Here is a 21,287-nt window from a genome sequence, read left to right as displayed (position 1 = left end):
CCGGTCTTCGGCAGTGGCCCGTGAGGTCCGCTCCGCACCGACCCATCAGGTCAGCTGGTCGGCGATCTGCTTCGCCTGGTTGGACGGGATCGCGAAGCCGATCCCGACGCTGCCCGCCGACCCGCTGTCCGACGCCGGCGAGTAGATCGCCGAGTTGATCCCGACCACCTCGCCCGCGGAGTTGATCAGCGGTCCGCCCGAGTTGCCCGGGTTGATCGACGCGTCGGTCTGGATCGCCTGGTAGCTGACCGGTGCCGACCGGCGGCTCTCGCCCGGCACGGTGACCTTCCGGTCCAGCGCGCTGACGATCCCCGACGTGACCGTGCCCTGCAAGCCCTCCGGCGAACCGATCGCGACGACCTGGTCGCCGATCTTCACGTTGTCCGAGTCGGCGAACGTGGCCGCGGTCAACCCGCTCACGCCCTGCGCCTGCACGACCGCCAGGTCGCTGGTCGCGTCCGTCCCGAGCACCTTCGCGTCGACCGTCCGGCCGTCGCTCAACGTCACCGTCACCTGCTGCGCGCCCGACACCACGTGGTTGTTGGTCAGGATCCGGCCGTCCGCGGAGAGCACCACGCCCGAGCCGATGCCCTGCCCCTGCGCCGTCGCCACGTTCACCTGGACCACGCTCGGCAGCACCTTCGCCGCCACCGCGCTGACGTCCAGAGTGGACTGGTTCGAGGTCTGCAACGCCACCGACGAGCCGGACGTGCCGACCGCCGGGCCCGGTGCGTTCATCGCGCCGACCACCCCGCCGGTGACCCCGCCGAACAGCGCGGCGATCAGCGCCGCCGACGTGACCACCGTGCCGGTCCGCCGCCAGAACGGCTTGGGCGCGGGCGGTGCCGGCTGCGGCTGGAAGCCGACCGGGCCGTGCGGACCGACCGGACCGAGAGGACCTTGAGGACCCTGAGGACCGAAGCTCTGCGGGGCCTGGTGCAGTGAGCCGCTCATCGCGGGGAAGTCCTGTGTCATGTACCCAGGAAAGCCCCGCAGGCTATGAACAACCTGAGCGTCCGCCTAGGAGTTGCCAAGAAGTGCGCGGACCTCGCCGGCGGTGAGCGTCCGCCTCCCGAACAGCGGCCCCTGCGCGCCGGTCACGCCCAGCTCCCGCAGCCGCCGCGCCTGCGCCGCTGTGGTGACGTCCGCCGCGTGCAGCGGGACGCCCAGCGTCCGCGCCCAGTCCAGCGACGCCACCGCGGCGCTCTCGTCGACCGGGTTCGCGCCCTCGGCCAGGCCGTCCACCGGCGTGCCCTGGAACTTCACGCCGTGCAGCGGGATCCGCCGCAGCTCGTCCGCCGGGATGTTGCCGCCGCCCACCTGGTCCAGCACGAACCGGACGCCGTGCTCGGCGAGGATGCCGAGTTCCTCCGCCTGGTCCTCGCCGACCTGCGCGGGCAGCCGCTCGCCCAGCTCGAAGCGCAGCCGGTCGGCGGGCAGACCGCTGGTCCGCAGGACCCGCCGCACCTCGGCGACCAGCTCCGGCTCCTGGCAGTGCCGCGCGGTCAGGTCCATGGCCAGCACGGGCGCGGCCGGCCCGAACTCGGCGTACCAGCCGCCCGCCTCCCGGCACGCCCGCTCCATCGCCCACCGGCCGAGCCGCACGGCCATCCCGGTGCACTCGGACAGCGACGCCAGCGTGTGCGGGTCGAGCATCCCGTGCTCCGGGTGGTCCCAGCCCAGCCGGGCCTCGACGGCGATCAGCGACCGGTCGGCCAGCGCGAACACCGGTTCGTAGTCGACCCGGAAGTCCTCCTGCTCCAGGCCGCCCGAGATGGACGCCGCCAGCACCAGCCGCCGCCGGTCGCGGCGGTCGCGCTCCGCGTCGTACAGCGCCCACTGGGCCTTGCCGCCGTCCTTGGCCCAGCGCAGCGTCACGTCCAGGCGGCGCAGCAGTTCGGTGGCGTCCGCGCCGCGCGCGGGCTCCTGGGCCACGACGCCGACGCTGGCCGTCACGCCGATGCCGTGCTCGTCCACCCACAGCGGCTCGGCGAGCAGGTCCACGGCCCGCTCGGCCAGCGCGATCACGGTCGGCGTGTCCGCCGGGTCCCGGATCAGCACGCCGAACTCGTCCGGTCCGATCCGGGCGAGCTGCCCGACCTCGCCGAACACCCCGCGCAGGTGCCCGGCCACCCCGGTCAGCACCTGGTTGCCGACCTCGTGCCCGAACGCGTCGTTGACCACCCGGAAGCCGTCGACGTCGAAGACCACGAGGGCCAGCGCGTCCGGCCCCTTGGCGCCGACCGCGCCCTCCAGCCAGCCGAGGAACTGGGCGCGGTTCGCCAGGCCGGTGTGCACGTCGTTGAGGCTCTGCCGGACCAGTTGGGTCTGGAGCGCGCGCACCTCGTCCAGGCTCTCGATCATGGTCACGTGGTAGGCGGGCAGGCCGGAGTCGTCGCGCACCAGGGTGACCGCGATGAGCACCGGGATGGTCTCGCCGTCGCTGCGCACCAGGCGCAGTTCGGCCCGCACGCTCTCGCGCGCGCCGGACGCCAGCGACTCGGTGATCCGGACGATCGACGGCCGGTCGTCCGGGTGGATCAGCTCGCGCGCGGTCCGGCCGGTCAGCTCCTCGGGCGTGTAGTCGAGCATCGCCAGCAGGGCGTCGTTGAAGTCCAGGATGGCGCTGTCCACGCCGGTCATCGCGATCGCGACGGCGGAGGTGCGGAACACCGCGTGGAACTTGGCCTCGCTTACCCGCAGGGCCGCCTCGGCCTCGCGCAGCGTCCGCAGCGCCGCCAGCCGGTCGGGCTCCTGCCGGCCCAGGGTGTGCTCGCGCAGCGCGTCGCTGTAGCCGGCGGCGATCCCGCCGAGCACGGTCATCAGCCGGCCGGTGCGGTCGGCGGGCAGGCCGAAGTGGGCGATCAGGTGTTCGCCGAGGAACGCGAGCGAGCGCTCCAGCGTGGCGGCCGAGTCGACGTCGAGTTCGACCAGCGAGCGGCCGACGTGGTGGACCGTCGCCGCGGGGTAGCGCTCCCGGCACACGGCCGCGTGCAGCCGCCGGGTGTACTCGGTGAGCAGCTCGATCAGCCTCGGCTGTCCGGTGAGGACGGTCCAGTCGAGCGTGGACGCCCAGCGCCGGGCGAACTCGTCGCGGGCGAGCGCGAACGCCCCGAGTTCACCGCTCGCCGCGGCGCCTGACTGGTCGACCATCATCATTCAGCTCTACAGGGCCATTCCGACGTGCGCATTCTCCATCCGAGTCACTCGAATGGGTGCATTGACGGTTGCTGGTCGCCGCCGAGCTTACTGGTATTCCACCGAACCGGCGCAAGATGATCCTGCTACTCGCCGGTAGGCACAACGTCGGGTGGGCGGACCGGGACTGGCGAAGTGCCCCGGTCCGCCCGGTGCCGACACCGCTAGGCGTGTTCCGGCGGGCTGATCAAGGACTCCGGGATGGCCGAGTCCTTGGTGCCCCACTTCTCCAGAATCCGCAGGTAGGTGCCGTCTTTGACGAGTCGGTTCACCGCGGCCTGGAAAGCCGGTGCGAGCGGCGAACCCTTCTGGAAGGCGAATCCCACGTCCAGTCGCTTGAACTCGTTGAGGAACTTGAGGTTCGGCTGGTTCGCCGCCGCGTGCCGCAATCCGTTGATCGTGCTCATGACGACGTCGATGTGCCGCTGCTGGAGCCCCAGGTAAACCGCCGCGTTCTCGGCGAAGCTGAGCACCTCGTAGGCGGGTTTCCCGGCGTCCGGGCAGATGTGCTTCTCCTTCTCCAGAGTCGCCTCGAACGTGGTGCCGGTGCCCGTGCCGATCTTCAGGCCGCACAGTTGCAGCAGGTCGTCCACCTTCGACAGCCGGTTGTCGTCGGCGCGCACCGCGAAACCCTGGCCGTCGTTGATGTAGGTGACGAAGTCGATGGTCTTCTTGCGCGCCTCGGTGACGCCGAAGTTGCCGGTGCCGACCTGGTACTTGCCGCTGCCCAGCGCGGGCAGGATGACCTCGAACGCGGCCACCTCGCGGTCGATCCGCACGCCGAGCAGCCTGCCGACCGCCTCCGCGAGGTCGACGTCCAGGCCGAGGATCGTCTTGTTGTCCTCGGCGTAGTAGGCCGACGGCGGCTGCCCGCCCACCGCCGAGCCGAACTTCACCGCGCCCGCCGCGCGGACGTCGGCGGGCAGCAGGTTCGCCAGCGCCTCGTCCTTGCCCAGCCCGGACAGCACGTCGGCGCTCGGCCGCACGCCGGTGCCGGCCGGGTCGGTCGCGTCGGCCGCCGAACACCCGCTCACCACCAGGGCGAGCAGGCTCAGCAGCATCAGCAGTTGTCTCGTGCGCATCTAATCGTCCTCGGGCAGGTGCTTCTCGAAGGCCAGGTGGCCGATGTCGAGCGGGTCCGCGTCCACGTCGAACAGCGCGGTGTAGCCGGTGGCCAGGTAGAGCCCCTTGGCCTCGGGCTGCCGGGGGCCGGTGGTCAGGTAGATCCGGCGGTAGCCGGACTCCGCCGCGATCCGCTCCAGCTCGGCGACCACCCGGCGGCCCAGGCCGCGCCGGCGGTGGCCGGAGTGCGTCCAGATCCGCTTCAGCTCGGCGGTGTGCTCGTCGTAGCGCCGGAACGCGCCGCCGGCGATGGCCGCGCCGTTCTCCAGCAGCAGCAGGAGCACGCCGTCCGGCGGCGCGAACAGCGCCGGGTCGTGCCGGGTCATCTCCGCGCGCGCCTGCTCGCCGTACCGGGTCACGTACTCCCGGGTCAGCTCCTCCTTGAGCGGCAATGTCTCCGGGTCGTCCCAGAGGACCCGGCGGGCCTCGACGGTGTCGACGGTCATCCGTCCACCGCGAGGGAATCCCGCCGGGGCTCCACGATCCGGGCGGCGCGTTCCCGGTCGCGCTTGGCGACCTCCTCGCGGACGATCGGGATCACGTACCGGCCGAAGTCGATGGTGTCGTCCACCATGTCGTAGCCGCGTGCCGACAGGATGTCCACGCCGAGGTCGTAGTAGTCCAGCAGCGCCTGGGCGACCGTCTCCGGCGTGCCGACCAGTGCGTTGGAGTTGCCCGCGCCGCCGGTCGCCGTCGCCGTGGGTGTCCACAGTGCACGGTCGAACCGCTCGCCGCGCTCGGCGATCTCCAGCAGCCGCTGCGAACCGGTGTTCTCCGGGCTGGTCAGGGAGTGCCTGCGGGTCAACGACTTCCCGCCCGCCGTGCGCTGCTTGATCGCGTCGACCGTGCGGTACGCCTTCTCCCAGGCCAGTTCCTCGGTCGCGCCCAGGATCGGCCGGAAGGCCACCTGGATGCGCGGCACGTCGGAGCGCCCGGCGTCCCGCGCGGCCTGCTTGACCGACTCGATCTGCGCGGCGGTGTCGGCCAGCGGTTCGCCCCACAGGCAGAAGATGTCCGCCTCCGCGCCACCGGCCCGGTACGCGGCGGGCGACGACCCGCCGAACGACACGTTGGGCCGGGGCTGCTGCACCGGGAACACGTCGCTGACGAAGTCGGCGAACCGGTAGTGCTCGCCCTCGTGGTCGAACGGGTCGCGCGAGGTCCACGCCCGCTTCACGATCCCGATGTACTCGCGGGTGCGGGAGTAGCGCTGGTCCTTGGTCAGGTAGTCGCCCTCGCGCTGCTGCTCGTGGTCGGTCCCGCCGGTGATGAAGTGCACGGTCAACCGGCCGTCGCTGATCTGGTCCAGAGTGGCGAACGTCTTGGCGGCGAACGTCGGGTAGGAGACGTTCGGCCGGTGCGCCAACAGGATCTGGAGCTTGTCCAGCTTCGTCGCGATGTAGGCGGCGGCCTGCGCGGGCTCGGGCGAGCCGGAGCCGTAGGCGAACAGCACCCGGTCCCAGCCGTGCTCCTCGTGCGCGCGGGCCAGCCGCAGCGTGTACTCCTTGTCGAAGGACGCGCCGCTGCGCGCGTGCGTCTCCGACCCGTCGTTGGTGCCGCCGATCCCCAGAAACTCAACAGGCACGTCAAGTACCTTCCACGTGATGGTGCTAGTCCGGAAACGCTTGTCCGCCAAGAAGCTCTGCGGGCAGAGTTGTTCGGATTGGGAGTTGTGGTGCGGGAAGCCCGAAGCGGGCGGGAACAGAGCCGACGCGCCGACGGCGTTGAGGGAGACGCGCGGTGTCGGCGGGCGGGTCAGCCCGAACAGGAAGCGGACCACACCCGACCGAAGTCGATGTGGCCACGGATGACCAGCCGCACGGAATCCACGACCCCAGTCCAGCAGCGCGAGCCGTGGCCGTCAACGACGGTTCGATCCGCGTCCAAATGACGGAATCCCTTGACTTGCCTCGCGGTCGCGCGCCTACGATCGCGAGGCGGCGTTGAGGGACGCGGCACCGTTCCGTGTTCCCTCCTGCTCTGGAGACGTCGTGAGCGCTTCTACCGTGGTGTCACCGCCCCGGGCCAGAAAAGTCGCCGAGATAGTGCCGTTGCGCCGCCCGTGGCGCTGGGCGTCGGCGGCGCTGGTCCTGTCGGCCGTGCTGGTGGTGCTCTGGTCGGTGGTGACCAACGAGCAGTTCCAGTGGGGCGTGGTCGTCCGGTACTTCACCACCGAGGCCGTGTTGCGCGGGCTGGGCCTGACGTTGTGGCTCACCGCGCTGACCGTCGTGCTGGGGTTCGTGATCGGCGGCGTGCTGGCCGTGATGCGGCTGTCCGGCAACCCGGTGCTGGTCGGGGTGAGCTGGGGCTACGTCTGGCTGTTCCGGTCCGTGCCGCTGCTGGTGCAGTTGTTGTTCTGGTTCAACATCGGCGCGCTGTACCCGGTGCTCTCCGGTGCGACGCCGATCATCGGCCCGGTCACGGCGGTGATCATCGGCCTGGTGCTGCACGAGGCCGCCTACGCCGCCGAGGTGGTGCGCGGCGGCATCCTGTCGGTGGACGCCGGGCAGGTCGAAGCGGCGCTGGCGCTGGGCATGCGGCGCGGCCGGGTGCTGCGCCGGATCGTGCTGCCGCAGGCGATGCGGGCGATCATCCCGGCCGCCGGGAACATGCTCATCGGCACGTTGAAGGGCACGTCGATCGTGAGCGTGCTGGCCGTGCAGGATCTGCTGTACTCGGTCCAGCTCATCTACAACCGCAACTACCTGATCATCCCGCTGCTGCTGGTCGCCACCGTCTGGTACGTCATCGTCACCAGCCTGCTCAGCGTCGGCCAGTACTACGTGGAGCGGTACTACGGGCGCGGCGCGGGGAGGCTGTCGTGACGGTCGCCGTCCAGGTCACCGACCTGCACAAGAGCTTCGGCGGCACGCCCGTGCTGCGCGGCGTCGACCTGACCGTCCCGCGCGGCTCGGTGACGTGCGTGATCGGGCCGTCCGGGTCCGGCAAGAGCACGCTGCTGCGCTGCCTCAACCACTTGGAGAAGCCCGACCGCGGGGAGATCGAGGTGGGCGGCACCCTGGTCGGCTACCGGCGGCACAAGGGGAAGCTGTACGAGCTGAAGGAACGCGTCATCGCCGGGCAGCGGGCGTCGATCGGCATGGTGTTCCAGGGGTTCCACCTCTTCGGGCACCTCACGGTGCTGGGCAACGTCGTGGAAGCGCCGGTCGGCGTGCTGGGTGTGCCGCGCGCGGAGGCCGAGGAGCGGGCGCGGGCGTTGATCGCCCGGGTCGGGCTGGCCGGCCGTGAAGACGCCTACCCGCGCCAGTTGTCCGGCGGGCAGCAGCAGCGGGTGGCGATCGCGCGGGCGTTGGCGATGCGGCCCGAGGTGATGCTGTTCGACGAACCGACCTCGGCGCTGGACCCCGAACTGGTCGGGGAGGTGCTGGAGGTGATGAAGGATCTCGCCGCGGACGGGATGACGATGGTCGTGGTGACCCACGAGATCGGGTTCGCGCGGGAGGTCGCGGACACCGTCGTGTTCCTCGACGAGGGCCTGGTGGTCGAGTCGGGCCCGCCGGGCGTCGTGATCGACGGCTCGCGGCACGCCCGCACCCGCGAGTTCCTGGCCCGGGTGCGATGAGCGTCGTGGTCCTGGTGGGGGCGGGGCCCCGGGCGTCCGGCCTGGTCGAGCGGATCGCCGCGAACGCGCCCGAACTGCTCGACGGGCCGGTGCAGGTGCACCTGGTCGACCCGTTCGCGGCCGGCTCCGGGCGGGTGTGGCGGCACGAGCAGTCGGCGCTGCTGCGGATGAACTCGATGGCCGAGGACGTCACGATGTTCACCGACTCGTCGGTGGTGTGCGAGGGCCCGGTGCGGCCGGGGCCGTCGCTGGCCGAGTGGGCGACCGACCTGTCCACTGTGGACCTCGACCCGGCGGTGCGGGCCGAGCTGGCGGCCATGGCGCCCACCACGTTCCCGAGCAGGCGGGTGCAGAGCGCGTACCTGAAGTGGTTCCACCGCGAGGCGGTCGCCGCGCTGCCCGCCGGGAGTTCGGTGCACGTCCACCCGACGAAGGTGGTCCGGCTGACCGGGTCGTCGCAGGTGCGGCAGCGGGTGTGGCTGGCCGACCGCGCCGAGCCGCTGGTGGCCGACGTCGTGGTGCTCGCGCTGGGGCACCTGGACACCGAGCCCGCGCCGGAACACCTCAAGATGACCGACTACGCCGCCGAGCACGGGCTGACCTACCTGCCGCCGGACTACACGGCCGACGCGGACCTGTCGGCGGTGCCCGCCGGGGCGGACGTCGTGGTGCGCGGCCTGGGCTTGGCGTTCGTGGACCTGGCGGTGCTGCTGGCCGAGGGGCGGGGCGGCCGGTTCGTCCGCGCCGGCGACCGGCTGGACTACGTGGCGTCCGGCCGGGAACCCCGGCTGCACGTCGGTTCGCGGCGTGGCGTGCCGTACCACTCCAAGACCGGGTACCGGTTGCAGGGCGATCCGCCCGGCCCGCCGACGTTCTTCGTGGCGGCCGAGTTGCTGGCCGGCGACGGGGAGATCGACTTCCGCCGCGACGCGTGGCCGTTGATGGCCAAGGAGATCGCGCACGGGTACTACCGCGAGCTGTTCACCGGCCACCCCTCGCGGGTGACGCTGTCGTGGCCGGAGTTCTCCGCGCGGTTCGCCGGGTTGGACTGGTACAGCCCGCAGATGCGGGAGCTGGAGCGGTCCGCCGTGCCCCGCGAGGAGGACGTGCTGGACTTCGAGCGGCTGGACCGGCCGATCGACGGGCTGGTGTTCGAGACCTCCGAGGCGTTGCAGGAGTACCTGCGGGCCTACGTGACGGCGGACGTCGAGCGGCGGTCGTCGGCCGAGCACAGCGCCGACCTGGGCGCTTTCCTGGCCCTGCTGGGGGTCTACGGGCAGGTGGCCCTGATCGCGGCGTCCGGCCGGCTGGTCGGCGAGGACGGGTGGTGGCACGGGTTCTTCAGCTACCTCGCGAGCGGACCGCCACCGGACCGGTTGGAGGAGCTGCTCGCGCTGGCGCGGGCCGGGATCGTGACGTTCCTGGGCGCGGACATGTGGGTCGAGGCGGCGGACGGGGAGTTCGTCGCCGGCAGCGCGAGCGTGCCCGGTCGGGTGGTGCGGGCGCAGGGGCTGATCGAGGCGCGGCTGCCGGTGCACACCCTGGAGCACACCGCCGACCCGTTGCTGCGTTCGTTGGCGGCGGCCGGGGAGGTGTCGGACGTGCGCGGGATGGTCGAGGTGAGCGCGGAGGACAGCCGCGTGCTGGACGCTTCGGGCGTGCCGCACGCCCGCCGGTTCGCGGTGGGGCCGTACACGTCCAACAAGGCTTACGCGGCCTTCGCCCGGCCGAAGACGAACGCGCCGGCGTTCCGGCAGAACGACGAGGTGGCGCGCGCAGTGCTGCGGTTCCTGGCGGCGGTGGAGGTGGACGAGTCCGTGGCGTAGGACCAGTCCTCGAAGCAGGTGTGGTCGGTCGGGTTCGATCCCGGCTCGTGGTGTGCGGGCGCGAGTCGGCTACGAAGGTCCACCCGGTGCGGGACGGGCACGGCTGTCGGTCGTCGGTGCCGGCCGGGGAACGCGGGTGTAGTGGTGCTCCTCGTGGCCGGGCGGCAGGCTGCGGCCGAGGTGGAGGTAGACCTCGCCCCAGCGCGAGTCGACCACCCAGTTCTCCCACTGGTCCAGTTCGACGTCGCAGAACCGGTGCAGGAGGTGGGTGAACTGCCGCCACTCCTCGTCGGAGAGGCGGTCCCGGTCTTCGGTCACCGCGTCAGGGTACGGCGGCGCGGCTAGCGCAGGCGCAGGCCCGCGATCAGCAGCCCCACCACGCGACGCGCGTCGTAGCGCGGGCTGTCGGCCGAGCCGACGCAGAGGTTGCCGACGCCGCGCAGCAGTTCGTACGCGCCCACGTCCGCGCGGATCTCACCCTCGGCCGCAGCGGCGTCGAGGAGTTGGGCGCACGCGGGCAGCAGGCGGTCCAGGAAGTACGTGTGCAGGGTCCGGAAGGCGTCGTCGTCGGACTGCATCGCCTCCGCCAGGCCGTGCTTGGTGACCAGGAAGTCCACGAACAGGTCGATCCAGCGGGTCAGCGCGGCGTGCGGTGTGGGGCCCGCCGCGAGCAGCGCCGGGGCCGCCTCGGCGCACGTCTCGACCTGGTGCCGGTAGACGGCGACGATCAGGTCCGCGCGGGTCGGGAAGTGCCGGTAGATCGTGCCGACGCCGACGCCCGCCGTTGCGGCGATGTCGCGCACGGGCACGTCGACGCCGGAGGCGGTGAACATCGCGGCGGCTGCGTCGAGCAGGGACTCCTCGTTGCGCCGCGCGTCGGCACGCTTGCGCCGGCCCGAGTGCTCCGACCCGCTGTCGACGTCGTCCACCGCCGCCACCTCCACCACTCCGCTTGGCAAACGGAACCGTGTTCCGTATGTTGGTTAGCGGAACACGGTTCCGCTTCGGTCAGGATGTCAGACCGGGCGGGACCGGGCCACCTCGACCCTCCGGGAGGAACGACCATGCGCTACCGCACCTTGGGGCAGACCGGCGTGCAGGTCAGCACGCTCGTGCTCGGCGCGATGAACTTCGGCGCGCTCGGCCGCACCACCCAGGACGACGCCACCGCCATCGTCGACGCGGCCCTGGAAGCCGGGATCAACCTCGTCGACACCGCCGACGCGTACAGCAGGGGCGAGTCGGAGGAGATGGTCGGCAAGGCCATCGCCGGCCGCCGCGACGAGATCGTGCTGGCCACCAAGGCGGGCCTGCCGATGAGCGAGCACCGCGACCACCGGGGCTCGTCGCGCCGCTGGCTGGTCACCGAACTGGACCACAGCCTGCGCCGCCTCGGCGTCGACCACGTCGACCTCTACCAGATCCACCGCTGGGACCCGACCACCGACGACGAGGAGACGCTCTCCGCGCTGACCGACCTGCGCCGCGCGGGCAAGATCCGCTACTTCGGCTCCTCGACGTTCCCCGCCTACCGCGTCGTGCAGGCCCAGTGGGCCGCCCGGGAGCACCACCTGGGCCGGTACGCGACCGAACAGCCCGGTTACTCCATCCTGCAACGGGGGATCGAGGCGCACGTCCTGCCGGTCGCCGAGCAGTACGGGCTCGGCGTGCTGGCGTGGAGCCCGCTGGCCTCGGGCTGGCTGTCGGGGGCGATCCGCGAAGGCCGGGAGATCACCACCAGCCGGTCCGCCCTGCTGCCGCAGCGCTTCGACCTCACCACCGCCGGCAACCAGGCCCGGCTGCGCGCCGTGGAGCGGCTCGCGGCGCTCGCCGACGAGGCCGGGCTGACCCTGATCCAGCTCGCGCTCGGCTTCGTCACCGCGCACCCCGCCGTGACCAGCGCCATCATCGGTCCCCGCACCCCGGACCACCTGCGCGCCCAGCTCGCCGCCGCCGACACGGTGCTCAGCGCCGACGTGCTCGACGCGATCGACGAGATCGTCGCGCCCGGTGTCGACCTGGCCCCGGAGGAGAAGTCCGACACCCCGCCCGCCCTGCTCGACCCCTCGCTGCGCCGTCGCTGACCCGCCGCCCCGCACCGGGGTGGGCCCGCCGGCGCGCTCCGGGCGGACGCGCCGGAGCAGGTCGGGGCCGAGGTCGTGGACGTTCTCCGGGGACAACGCCGCCAAGTCGTCCAAGTCCCCGTTGGGCAGGGCGTCGCGCACCCGCCCGCCGAGCACGGCGTCAGGCAGGAACTCGCGCAGCCTGTGGCGCATGTCGGGGCGTAGGCGACGGGGTGGCCCTTGGCCGTGCCGAACAGCACGACGTGCCCGGGGCCCACCTCCGCGTCCAGGTCGGGCACGCCGCCGGTGTGGCTGTCCAGCGCGGGCAGCAGGATCCGGTCCGGGTCGTTCGGGCGGTACCAGAGCAGCAACGGCTTCGCGCGTCGCGCTTCGGCGTTGTCGAAGCAGCACAGGGCGATCGTGTGCCCCGGGAAGGTCTCGGCGTAGAACCCGAACAGCTCCGGGCTCGGCGTCGGGCCCCGCCTCCATCCACGCCATCGCCGCCGCTGCCACCGGCACGTCGACCGACGCGGCGGCCACCATCCGCTCCAGGACGTCCGCGTGCCCGCCCACCGGGATGAGGTTCTCGCGCGTCATCCCGGTGGCCGGCAGGTGGAGCACCATCGAGTTCGGTCCGCCCGCCAGGTTGACGGCGGTGTTCCGGTAGCCCAGCACCTCGACGTGCCCGTGCCTCGGGTGGTCGCACCGGCCGCCGTAGAGCACGGTGCCGGTGAACTCCGCCGGACCGGAGGAAACGCACGTGGCCGGACCCTACGCGACGGAGGTGTACCGCCCCTGGAACCGGACCAGCGGCTGGTTGCCCGAGTCGTGCTGGATCTCCAGCGGCTCGCCGACCAGCGCCACGTGGTCGCCCACCGCGATCCGCCGGGCCGTCCGGCAGCGCAGCCGGACCGGCGCGTCCAGCAGGTGCGGCACACCGTCCACATCGGACCGCCAGCGGGTGTCCGGGTGGCCCCAGCGGTCCGCGCCGGTCTTCGCGAACAGGTCGGACAGCCCGGTCTGGCCGACGTGCAGCAGGTGCACGGCGAACAGCGGCGCGGTGCGCAGGACCGGCCACGCCGACGCGCCCTCGCCGATCCACACCACGATCAGCGGCGGGTGCAGGCTGGCCGAGGTGAACGAACTCACCGTGACGCCCACCGGACCGTCCGGGCCGCTCGCGGTCACGATCCCCACGCCCTGCGGGAAGTCGCGCAGCGCCGCCCGCAGCTCGGTGCCCAGCCCGCTCATCGCTCGACCCCGACCGGCGTGGTGAACCAGCCCGCCTCGTCCAGCTGCACGCCCAGCGCGCCGATCAGCCGGGTCTGGTCCGCGGTCAGCGTCGCCTCGTTGACGAACAGCCCGCGACCGGGCACCGCCGCGCCGAGTTCGGCGAGCAGCGGCTTGAGGTGCACCTCGACCGCCAGCGCGTGCTTGTCGGCCGCCGCCACCAGCAGCGGGACGGCGGTCTTGCCGCGCAGCCAGTTGCCGGGCGCCTGGTCGAGCACCGCCTTGAGCAGGCCGGTGTAGGTGGCCTTGTAGGTGGGCGAGGCGACGATCAGGACGTCGGCGTTGGCCAGGCCCTCCAACGCCTCCCGCACGGCCGTGGAGCCCGGCTGGAACAGCTCGGGCGCGAGTTCGGCCGCGTCGACCAGCGGACCGTTGGGGACGACCTCCCGGCCCTGCTCGGTGAGGGTCCGGCGGACGGCCTCGCGCAAGGCCAGCGCCGCGTTCAACGTTCGGGAGGCCGGGCGCGGATTGCCGACCAGGGCGCCGACGACGAGTGGCTGGGTCATGGACCCGAGCATTCCAACGTCGTGGGCGGCCCTCAAGGTCGTCCAACGGGCGGGACGACCTCGGGCGCGGTGCCAGGACTCGGCCGGCGACCCCTGGTGAGGGGCCGCCGGCCGAGGCGTCGGACGCCCGTCCCCGCCCGGTGGCGGGGGACCGGGTCAGGCGACGGAGGAGAGCACCGAGTCGATCCGGGTGGCGATCCGGTCGTTGTCGGTCGGGGCGAGGCTCAGCCAGCCGTTCTCGCGCACCATCAGGTACCGGCCCTGGGTGGTGTCGAACCAGGTGATGAGCACGCCCGCCCGGGTGGCGCGGAACCCGCCTCCGGAGGTCACGCCGAACTGGCCGCCGGCCACCCGGCCGGTCGCGAGTTCGCTGACCGCGGCGGCGTCCTCGCGGGACAGGCCGGCCTTCTGCAGGGCCTCGCGCTCGTCCAGCTCACCGCCGCCCCACGGGTCGTCGTCCTCGTCGTCGTCCTCCTGCTGCTGTTGCAGGGCGACCGCCTCGTTCAGCGTCTCCAGCCGCACGGACAGCGCGCTGCCCGGTCCGGCGGAGCCGTGCGGCAGCACCTCGACGATGGACCGCGCCAGCGCCGTCGGCCGGATCTCCTGGAGGCCGATCTTGCCGCTGTCCACGACCACCAGCACGGCCCGCCGGCCGTCGGTCGCGGCCAACGCGCGCAGCGGCCGGTCGACGTGCGCCACCGCGTCCACCGCGACCTGGTGGTCGGCGAGCAGGCGCAGCAGGTCGACCAGGTGGGGGTCGGGCTCGCCGTACGCGGCCAGCACCTCGGCCCGCAGCCGGGCCCGCTCCTCGCCGGTGGTGCCCACGCTCGGCACGTCCAGCGGGTACGGGAGCCGACCCAGCCCCTGGTCGTGCCAGAGCACGTCCAGTTCGCGCGGGGTGAGCAGGAACTGCGGCGCGATCACTGGTCGCCGCCCTTCTTCTTGGGCTTCGTGCCGCCGATCACCGACGGGGGCAGGTTCTCGCCGGGCACCTCGAAGATGTCCTCGCCGCGGATGTAGGCCGCGGACTTGCGCTCCTTGTCCTCCCCGCCCTGGCCGCCGGCACCGTGACCGCCGCCGCCCATGGGGGCGCCCGCGCCGCCCGCGCCGGCACCGGCCGCGCCCGCCGCGCCCGGCCCGTAGCCGCCGGGCATCGGGCCGCGCTGGCCGCCGGGAGCGCCGACGCCCGCCGCGCCGCCGGCCGCGAGCTGCCCGCCGCCCGCGCCGCCGGCACCGGTCGGGCCGAAGCCGCCCGCGCCGCCGCCGAAACCGCCCGCACCGCCACCGCCGCCGAACCGGGGCGCGCCGCCACCGGCACCGCCGCCCGCGCCACCGCCGGCACCGCCGCCGCCACCGCCCGCGCCACCGCCGCCGGGGATCGGCGGGGTGCCGGGGGAGCCGGCCGGGATGTACGGCGGGAGCTTGCCGCCGCCCGGACCGAAGCCGGTCTGCGGCTTGGGGATCACCGTGCCGGGAGGGGCCGGCTTGTACGGCGGGGGCTGCTGCTTGCCCGTGTTGCCGCCGCCCGGCGGCGTGTAGCCCGGCGGGACGTACCCGCCACCGGGCGGGTTGTAGCCGCCGCCGGGGGGCGGCGGGGTGTAGCTGGGCGGGGTGTACTTGTTGGCGACCGGGACCTGGGCCGCCGCCGCGGCGGCCGTCGTGCCCTCGGGCCGGTAGGCCGCGGCGGGCACCTGCGGCACGCCGCCACCGCCGCCGTAACCGCCGCCACCGCCGCCACCCGCGCCGCCACCGCCACCGCCGAAGCCGCCGCCCGTGGTGCTCGGCGGGGTGTAGCCGCCGGCCGCGGGGGCGCTGGGCGCCGTCACCGCGGACGCCTGCGTCGTGCCGCCGGTGGGCGCCGTCGCGGCCTGCGCGTCACCCAGGGTCGGCGCGCCGGCCGTGGCCATCATCAGCTGCTGCGGGGGTTCCTCCACGCGGCCGGTGACCGGGTTGAACGGCGCGGTGAAGCGCGGGGTGTTCTCGTCGACCGCGCGGGACTCGTTCTCCATCGTGGTCATCACCGCGACGGCCTGCTCGTGCGCCGCGCGGGACTGGTCGTTGGCCGCCTGCACGTCGGCCGCCGAGTTCACGAAGCCCTGGATGCCGCCGGCGGTGAACGCGCCGGTCGCCTGGTCCCAGTTGAACGCGATCGGCTCGGGCATGGACGCCCGCGCGTTCTCCATGATGTGGCTCTGGTCGTCCACCCGCTTGCCGACCTCGACGGCGGTCGCGGCGGTCTGCGTCACCCACTCGGCGAGCCGCTTCACCGCGGCGCGCGCGCCGTCGGCCGCCTCGCCGGTCCAGCCCGTCTCGGTGGCCGCCACGCGCTCGTTGATCACCCGCGCGGACTCGGTCAGCTCGTTGCCGAACTGGCCCCACTCGGCGCCGATCTCGCCGGTCTGGCCGGGGTCGTTGTTGTTGTGCACCGCCTCGTACAGCTCCTGGTGCGACCGCGACGCCCAGTTCTGGGTGTCGGTCAGGACGAGGTCGATCTCCTGGTCAGCCATCGCTCGCCCTCTCAGTTGCCGCTCAGGCGGGTCAGTTCGGTGCGGTGTTCCTCGTCGACCGCCAGGAAGTTGCGGATCGCGCTCTGCACCGAGTCGTGCGTCTGCTGGAGGACCTCGCGGTAGGCCGTCATCACCGAGACGAAGGACAGGTCCTGGCCCTCGGCGCGGCCCTCGAACTTGGCGGCCATCTTGTCGCCGACCGGGTTCGCGCCCAGCGGCGCGGGGCGCGCGAGCCGGCCCGCCCGCTCCAGCCACGAGTCGACCTGGTCGATCTGCTCCAGGAGCATCTTGCGCATTTCCTCGCCGGTCGCGGGGTCGAGCATCACCCGCCCGGAGTTCACGGTCTCCTGCAACGCGAGGACCTGACCGTCGGCCATCGGGGCCTGAACGGCGACCCGGGAGGCCAGTCGCCCCTCGGTCTCTTCATTCCCTGGTTCGGCGATGTACATCGGATTCCCTCGCGGAGGCAGCCTGCTGGACTGAACCCAGGGTCACCCTCGCCTCCAACGCCGGCCCAACGCGCGGCCAACGCCCGCCGCGATCTCGCCGCGTCGGCGGATCCGGGGAGGTCGGACACTATGCGAAACTCTCCGACTACAGGGTGACAACGCCGAAAGGTTTTCAGGATGCGGGTGAACCTGCTCGGCCCTGTTGAGCTCGTTTCCGCAGATGGCGGTGCCGTGCGGTTGGGGGCGGCCAAGCGCCGGGCCGTGCTGGCCGCGTTGGCGCTGGAACTCAACCGGGTGGTCTCGGGCGATCGCCTGCTCTCGCTGGTGTGGGACGGCTCACCGCCGCCGCAGGCCAAAGCCGCACTTCAAGGACATATCGCCCAGCTGCGCAAGGTGCTCGCCGACGGCGTGGCGCTGATCACCCGCGCGCCCGGCTACGTGCTGACCGGCGAACGGGACGCGGTCGACGTGTTCCGCTTCGAGGACCGGGTCGCCGCCGCGCGCGACGCCGCCGACGAGGTCGCGGTGGGCCTGCTGACCAGCGCGCTGGCGCTGTGGCGCGGGCCGGTGCTGGCCGACGTGCCGGGTGCCGAGGTGCGCGAGGCGGTGACCGCGCGGCTGGACGAGCTGCGGCTGGTCGCCGTGCAGGAGCTGGCCACCCGGCTGTTCCGGCTCGACCGGGCCGCCGAGGCGGTGCCGGGGCTGCGCGACGTCGTGGCCGAGCACCCGCTGCGCGAGCCGCTGGTGGCCCGGCTGGTGCTGGCGCTGCACTGGACCGGGCGGCAGGCCGAGGCGCTGGAGCTGTTCCACCACACCCGCGAGCAGCTGGCCGAGGAGCTGGGCGTCGACCCGGGGCCCGAGCTGCGCGACGCGTACCAGACCGTGCTGGCCGGGGACACCGCGCCGAAACCCGTCGAACGCGGGCCGGTGCCCGCGCAGCTGCCCCGTGAGCACCGGGGTTTCGTCGGCCGCGAGCCGGAGCTGTCCGACCTGGCCGAGAGCCTCGGCGGCGACTCGCCGATCGGGCTGCTGGTCGGCCCGGCCGGGGTCGGCAAGACGGCGCTGGCGCTGCGCTGGTCGCACCGGGTGGCCGGGCAGTTCCCGGACGGCCAGCTCTTCGTGAACCTCCGGGGTTTCGACGAGACCGAGCCGCTGGACCCGCGCACCGCGCTGGTCGGCTTCCTGCGCTCGCTCGGGCTCGCCGACTCGCAGATCGCGGCCGACCTGGAGGCCCAGGCCGCGCAGTACCGCTCGCTGCTGGCGGGCCGGCGGGTGATGGTGCTGCTGGACAACGCCCGTTCGGCCGAGCAGGTCCGGCCGCTGCTGCCCGGGTCCGCCGGGTGCCTGGTGCTGGTGACCAGCCGGCACCGGCTCGACGACCTGGTGGTGACCGAGGGCGCGTCCGCGCTGCACGTCCAGACGCTGCCCGAGGAGAGCGCGGAGAGCCTGCTCGCGGCCGTGCTGGGCCGGCACCGGATCGACCCGGAGCCCGAGGCCGTCGCGGAGCTGGTCGAGCTGTGCGACCGGCTGCCGCTGGCGCTGCGGATCGCGGGCGCGCGGCTGGCGTCCCGGCCGCGCTGGACCATCCAGTCGCTGGTGGACGAGCTGCGCGACGAGCAGCACCGGCTCGACGCGCTGGAGCTGCCGGAGGCCGGGCGCGGGGTGCACGCGGCGCTGGCCGTGAGCTACCGGGAACTGCCCGAGGGCGCGGCGCGGCTGCTGCGAAGACTCGGCCTGCACCCCGGCACCGACCTGGACAGCTACACCGCCGCCGCACTGCTGGACATCAACGTCGTGAGCGCGCGCACCCACCTGCGGACCCTCGCGTACGCGAACCTGCTGCACGAGTCCACGCCCGACCGGTACTCGCGGCACGACCTGGTGCGGCTGTTCACCCACCACCTCGCGGCCGGCGAGTCCGAAGTGGACACGGCGGTGTCCACGGCCCGGCTGCTGGACTACTACCTGCACGTCGCGGACTCCGGGCGGGCCCACCTGTCCGACCACGTCCGGCCGTTCGGCCCGCGCGAGCACCTGCCCGCGAGCTTCCCGGAGCTGTCCTCGCACGCCGCCGCGCTGGACTGGTTCACCATGGAGGAGGCGAACCTGGGGCTGGCGCTGGACATCGCGCTCAACAGCGGGCAGCGCGAGCGGACCTGGCAGCTCGCGCTGTGCCTGGACGCGTTCCACTTCCGGCGCGGCAACCGGCTGGACCGGCTGGCGCTGTGCCGGATCGGCGCGGCGGCGGCGCACGACCTCGGCGACGCGCAGGCGGAGGCGACCTTCCTGCTGCGGCTGGGTTCCACCCTGGCCGAGCTGGGCCGGATCGCGGAGGCGATCGAGACCTGCACGCGGGCCGCGGAGCTGGCGGGCGACGACCGGCACCTGGGCGTGGCGGCGCTGGCCAACCTCGGCTACTGCCTGATGGCCGACGACCAGCTGGACCGGGCGCAGGCGACCATCCTGGACGCGCTGGAGATCGCGCGCGAGGTCGGTGACGAGCGCTCGCAGGCCAGCGTGCAGAACAACCTGGCGAACGTGCTGCTGCGCAAGCACCAGCCGGAGGAGGCGCTGCGGCACGCGGCCGAGGCGCTGAGCCTGTTCACGTCGGTCGCGCCGTCCAAGGCGCACACCGCGACCCTGCACACGGTCGGCACCGCGTCGCTGCAACTCGGCCGGCTGGACGAGGCGCTGGAGTCCTACCGGGCGGGCCTGGCGCTGGCCGAGCGGCTGGGCGACCGGTACCAGGAAGCGCTGTGCCACCGGGAGATCGGGGACGTGCTGGAGAAGGTCGAGGGCGTCGACGCGGCCGTGCCGCACTGGCTCGCGGCCCTGCACCTCTACCGCGACCTGCGCCTGGCCGACGCCGACGACATGGCCCGCAAGCTCGACCCGAACGTCCTCGCCGGCTGACCCGGCCGGGTCAGCCGACCGCGCCCGCCGCCGCGCGGCCCGCCACCCGGCCGGAGAACAGGCAGCCGCCGAGGAAGGTGCCTTCCAGCGCGCGGTACCCGTGCACGCCGCCACCGCCGAAGCCCGCCGCCTCGCCCGCCGCGTACACCCCGGCGAGCACGGTGCCGTCCTCCTTGAGCACCCGCCCGGACAGGTCGGTGTGCAGGCCGCCCAACGTCTTGCGGGTCAGCACGGACAGCCGGACCGCGATCAGCGGCCCCGCCTTCGGGTCCAGCAGGCGGTGCGGCTCGACCACCCGGATCAGCTTGTCGGTCAGGAACCGCCGGGCCGCGCGCATGGCGTTGACCTGCATGTCCTTGCCCAGCCCGGAGATCACCTGCCGGTCGCGCTCCACGATGACCCGCTCCAGCGCCGCCGCGTCGATCAGGTCGGAGCCGGCCAGCCGGTTCATCCCGGCCGCGAGTTCGGCCACGCCGCGCGCGGAGATGAACTCGTCGGAGCGCTTGGCGAACTCCTCCACGGGCACGACCGCGCCGGGCAGCGCGCGCTTGAGCACCTGCTTGACGTCCTTGCCGGTCAGGTCCGGGTTCTGCTCGGACCCCGACAGCGCGAACTCCTTGCCGATGATCCGCTGGTTGAGCACGAACCACGAGTAGCCGTAGCCGGTCTTGACGATGTGCTCCAGCGAGCCGAGCGCGTCGAATCCGGGGAACAGCGGGATCGGCAGCCGCCGGCCGGTCGCGTCCAGCCACAGCGACGACGGTCCGGGCAGGATGCGGATGCCGTGCCGGCTCCAGATCGGCGTGTGGTTGGCGATCCCCTCGGGGTAGTGCCACATGCGGTCCTCGTTGACGATCCCGCCGCCGGCCGCCCGCACGACCTGGAGCATCCGGCCGTCCACGTGGTCGGGCACGCCGGAGAGCATGTGCTCGGGCGGCGTCCCCATCCGCGCGGGCCAGTTGCGGCGGACGAGTTCGTGGTTGCCGCCGATGCCGCCGGACGTGACGATCACGGCCTGCGCGCCGAGTTCGAAGTCCTCGACCCGGACGCGGGAGCTGGGTTCGCCGCGCCCGGCGGTGCTGGGCTCCAGCACCTCGCCGCGCACGCCGTCCACCACGCCGCCGGTGACGGTCAGCCCGGTGACCCGGTGCCGGAACTTCAGCTGCACCTGACCCCGGGCCACGGCGGCGCGCACGCGGCGTTCGAACGGCTCCACGAGGGCCGGGCCGGTGCCCCACGTGACGTGGAAGCGGGGCACCGAGTTGCCGTGGCCGTCGGCCAGGTAGCCGCCGCGCTCCGCCCACTGCACGAACGGGAACCAGCGCACGCCCATGTCGTGCAGCCACCGCCGCTTCTCGCCGGCGGCGAAGTGCACGTACGCCTCGGCCCACTTGCGCGGCCAGTGGTCGGTTTCGCGGTCGAACCCGGCCGAGCCCAGCCAGTCCTGCAGCGCCAGGTCCGCGTGGTCCTTGACCTTGAGCCGCCGCTGCTCGGGCGTGTCCACCAGGAACAACCCGCCGAAGGACCAGAACGCCTGGCCGCCCAGGGACGCCTCCGGCTCCTGGTCGAGCAGGATCACCCGGCGACCCGCGTCGGCGAGTTCGGCGGTCGCGACGAGCCCCGCGAGGCCGCCGCCGACGACGATGACATCCGCGTCCTGTGCCATCGGGCGAGTCTAGATCCAAGTCCTGGCCGGGCACGAGACTTGAAGAAGATTCACCTTGACGCCGATCGTGGCGTCGGCGTCACCCGAATGGCACCCGCGCGCTGCCCGTCCGGCTTCCCCCGAGGTCCCGGTGAAGTGGTCCCGGCGATCTCCGGGCCCGCCGG

18 protein-coding genes are annotated in these 21,287 nt (G+C 73.2%); 5 read left to right on the top strand and 13 right to left on the bottom strand.

Annotated features, from left to right (window positions below; all coding sequences use genetic code 11):
- Positions 1-45: 45 nt before the first annotated feature.
- The 5 genes from AC0HI0_RS29475 to AC0HI0_RS29455 all read right to left on the bottom strand — a co-directional run bounded on the left by AC0HI0_RS29475 (position 46) and on the right by AC0HI0_RS29455 (position 5,905).
- Complete coding sequence (locus AC0HI0_RS29475) at positions 46-975, bottom strand: S1C family serine protease (protein WP_480926764.1); 930 nt, start codon at positions 973-975, stop codon at positions 46-48.
- A gap of 45 nt (positions 976-1,020) precedes the next feature.
- Positions 1,021-3,159 (bottom strand): putative bifunctional diguanylate cyclase/phosphodiesterase, encoded by a 2,139-nt coding sequence (locus AC0HI0_RS29470; protein ID WP_480926763.1) that lies wholly within the window; start codon positions 3,157-3,159, stop codon positions 1,021-1,023.
- A gap of 203 nt (positions 3,160-3,362) precedes the next feature.
- The gene (locus tag AC0HI0_RS29465) at positions 3,363-4,280 is read right to left on the bottom strand and encodes an ABC transporter substrate-binding protein (RefSeq protein ID WP_480926762.1); all 918 of its coding nucleotides are present in this window, start codon (positions 4,278-4,280) and stop codon (positions 3,363-3,365) included.
- Positions 4,281-4,766, bottom strand: a complete 486-nt coding sequence (locus tag AC0HI0_RS29460) for a GNAT family N-acetyltransferase (RefSeq protein ID WP_480926761.1) — start codon at positions 4,764-4,766, stop codon at positions 4,281-4,283. It abuts the gene before it with no gap.
- Positions 4,763-5,905: an LLM class flavin-dependent oxidoreductase gene (locus tag AC0HI0_RS29455; protein WP_480926760.1), complete on the bottom strand. Its 1,143-nt coding sequence runs from the start codon at positions 5,903-5,905 to the stop codon at positions 4,763-4,765. The genes AC0HI0_RS29460 and AC0HI0_RS29455 overlap by 4 nt, the downstream gene beginning before the upstream one ends.
- Positions 5,906-6,311: 406 nt before the next feature.
- Between AC0HI0_RS29455 and AC0HI0_RS29450 the strand changes: the two genes are divergently transcribed.
- From AC0HI0_RS29450 to AC0HI0_RS29440, 3 genes are read left to right on the top strand one after another with little or no spacing between them, the layout of a single operon-like run.
- Entirely contained in the window at positions 6,312-7,145 is an 834-nt protein-coding gene (locus AC0HI0_RS29450; RefSeq protein WP_480926759.1) for an amino acid ABC transporter permease, read from the top strand.
- Positions 7,142-7,903, top strand: a complete 762-nt coding sequence (locus AC0HI0_RS29445) for an amino acid ABC transporter ATP-binding protein (protein ID WP_480926758.1) — start codon at positions 7,142-7,144, stop codon at positions 7,901-7,903. The genes AC0HI0_RS29450 and AC0HI0_RS29445 overlap by 4 nt, the downstream gene beginning before the upstream one ends.
- The gene (locus AC0HI0_RS29440; RefSeq protein ID WP_480926757.1) at positions 7,900-9,729 is read left to right on the top strand and encodes an FAD/NAD(P)-binding protein; all 1,830 of its coding nucleotides are present in this window, start codon (positions 7,900-7,902) and stop codon (positions 9,727-9,729) included. The genes AC0HI0_RS29445 and AC0HI0_RS29440 overlap by 4 nt, the downstream gene beginning before the upstream one ends.
- Before the next feature lie 69 nt (positions 9,730-9,798).
- Here the strand turns inward: AC0HI0_RS29440 and AC0HI0_RS29435 are convergent, their stop codons facing one another.
- Positions 9,799-10,047, bottom strand: a complete 249-nt coding sequence (locus AC0HI0_RS29435) for a hypothetical protein (RefSeq protein WP_480926756.1) — start codon at positions 10,045-10,047, stop codon at positions 9,799-9,801.
- 23 nt (positions 10,048-10,070) lie between these two features.
- Positions 10,071-10,658 carry a TetR/AcrR family transcriptional regulator gene (locus tag AC0HI0_RS29430; protein ID WP_480926755.1) on the bottom strand — a complete coding sequence of 196 codons (588 nt, stop codon included), beginning with the start codon at positions 10,656-10,658 and terminating at the stop codon, positions 10,071-10,073.
- 135 nt (positions 10,659-10,793) lie between these two features.
- Here AC0HI0_RS29430 and AC0HI0_RS29425 point away from each other — a divergent pair, with 135 nt between their 5' ends.
- The gene (locus AC0HI0_RS29425; protein WP_480926754.1) at positions 10,794-11,813 is read left to right on the top strand and encodes an aldo/keto reductase; all 1,020 of its coding nucleotides are present in this window, start codon (positions 10,794-10,796) and stop codon (positions 11,811-11,813) included.
- 750 nt (positions 11,814-12,563) lie between these two features.
- Here the strand turns inward: AC0HI0_RS29425 and AC0HI0_RS29420 are convergent.
- The 5 genes from AC0HI0_RS29420 to AC0HI0_RS29400 all read right to left on the bottom strand — a co-directional run bounded on the left by AC0HI0_RS29420 (position 12,564) and on the right by AC0HI0_RS29400 (position 16,472).
- Positions 12,564-13,043 (bottom strand): flavin reductase family protein, encoded by a 480-nt coding sequence (locus AC0HI0_RS29420; protein WP_480926753.1) that lies wholly within the window; start codon positions 13,041-13,043, stop codon positions 12,564-12,566.
- On the bottom strand, positions 13,040-13,588 hold the full coding sequence (locus AC0HI0_RS29415; protein WP_480926752.1) for an NADPH-dependent FMN reductase: 549 nt from the start codon (positions 13,586-13,588) through the stop codon (positions 13,040-13,042). The genes AC0HI0_RS29420 and AC0HI0_RS29415 overlap by 4 nt, the downstream gene beginning before the upstream one ends.
- Positions 13,589-13,744: 156 nt before the next feature.
- A complete protein-coding gene (locus tag AC0HI0_RS29410; protein WP_480926751.1) occupies positions 13,745-14,512 on the bottom strand; it encodes an ESX secretion-associated protein EspG in 768 nt (255 codons plus the stop codon).
- The gene (locus tag AC0HI0_RS29405; protein WP_480926750.1) at positions 14,509-16,095 is read right to left on the bottom strand and encodes a PPE domain-containing protein; all 1,587 of its coding nucleotides are present in this window, start codon (positions 16,093-16,095) and stop codon (positions 14,509-14,511) included. Before AC0HI0_RS29405 ends, AC0HI0_RS29410 begins: the two co-directional genes overlap by 4 nt.
- 11 nt (positions 16,096-16,106) lie before the next feature.
- Positions 16,107-16,472: a hypothetical protein gene (locus AC0HI0_RS29400; protein WP_480926749.1), complete on the bottom strand. Its 366-nt coding sequence runs from the start codon at positions 16,470-16,472 to the stop codon at positions 16,107-16,109.
- A 249-nt stretch (positions 16,473-16,721) separates the two neighbouring features.
- Between AC0HI0_RS29400 and AC0HI0_RS29395 the strand changes: the two genes are divergently transcribed.
- Positions 16,722-19,457 carry an AfsR/SARP family transcriptional regulator gene (locus AC0HI0_RS29395; protein ID WP_480926748.1) on the top strand — a complete coding sequence of 912 codons (2,736 nt, stop codon included), beginning with the start codon at positions 16,722-16,724 and terminating at the stop codon, positions 19,455-19,457.
- A gap of 10 nt (positions 19,458-19,467) precedes the next feature.
- On the opposite strand, the gene AC0HI0_RS29390 is transcribed toward AC0HI0_RS29395, so the two are convergent.
- Positions 19,468-21,123 (bottom strand): FAD-binding dehydrogenase, encoded by a 1,656-nt coding sequence (locus AC0HI0_RS29390; protein WP_480926747.1) that lies wholly within the window; start codon positions 21,121-21,123, stop codon positions 19,468-19,470.
- Positions 21,124-21,287 lie beyond the last annotated feature (164 nt).

The sequence above is a fragment of the Saccharothrix sp. NBAS 001 genome (genome assembly GCF_056640475.1).
Note: the sequence above shows the minus strand (reverse complement) of the source record. Positions and strands in the feature narration are given on the sequence as shown.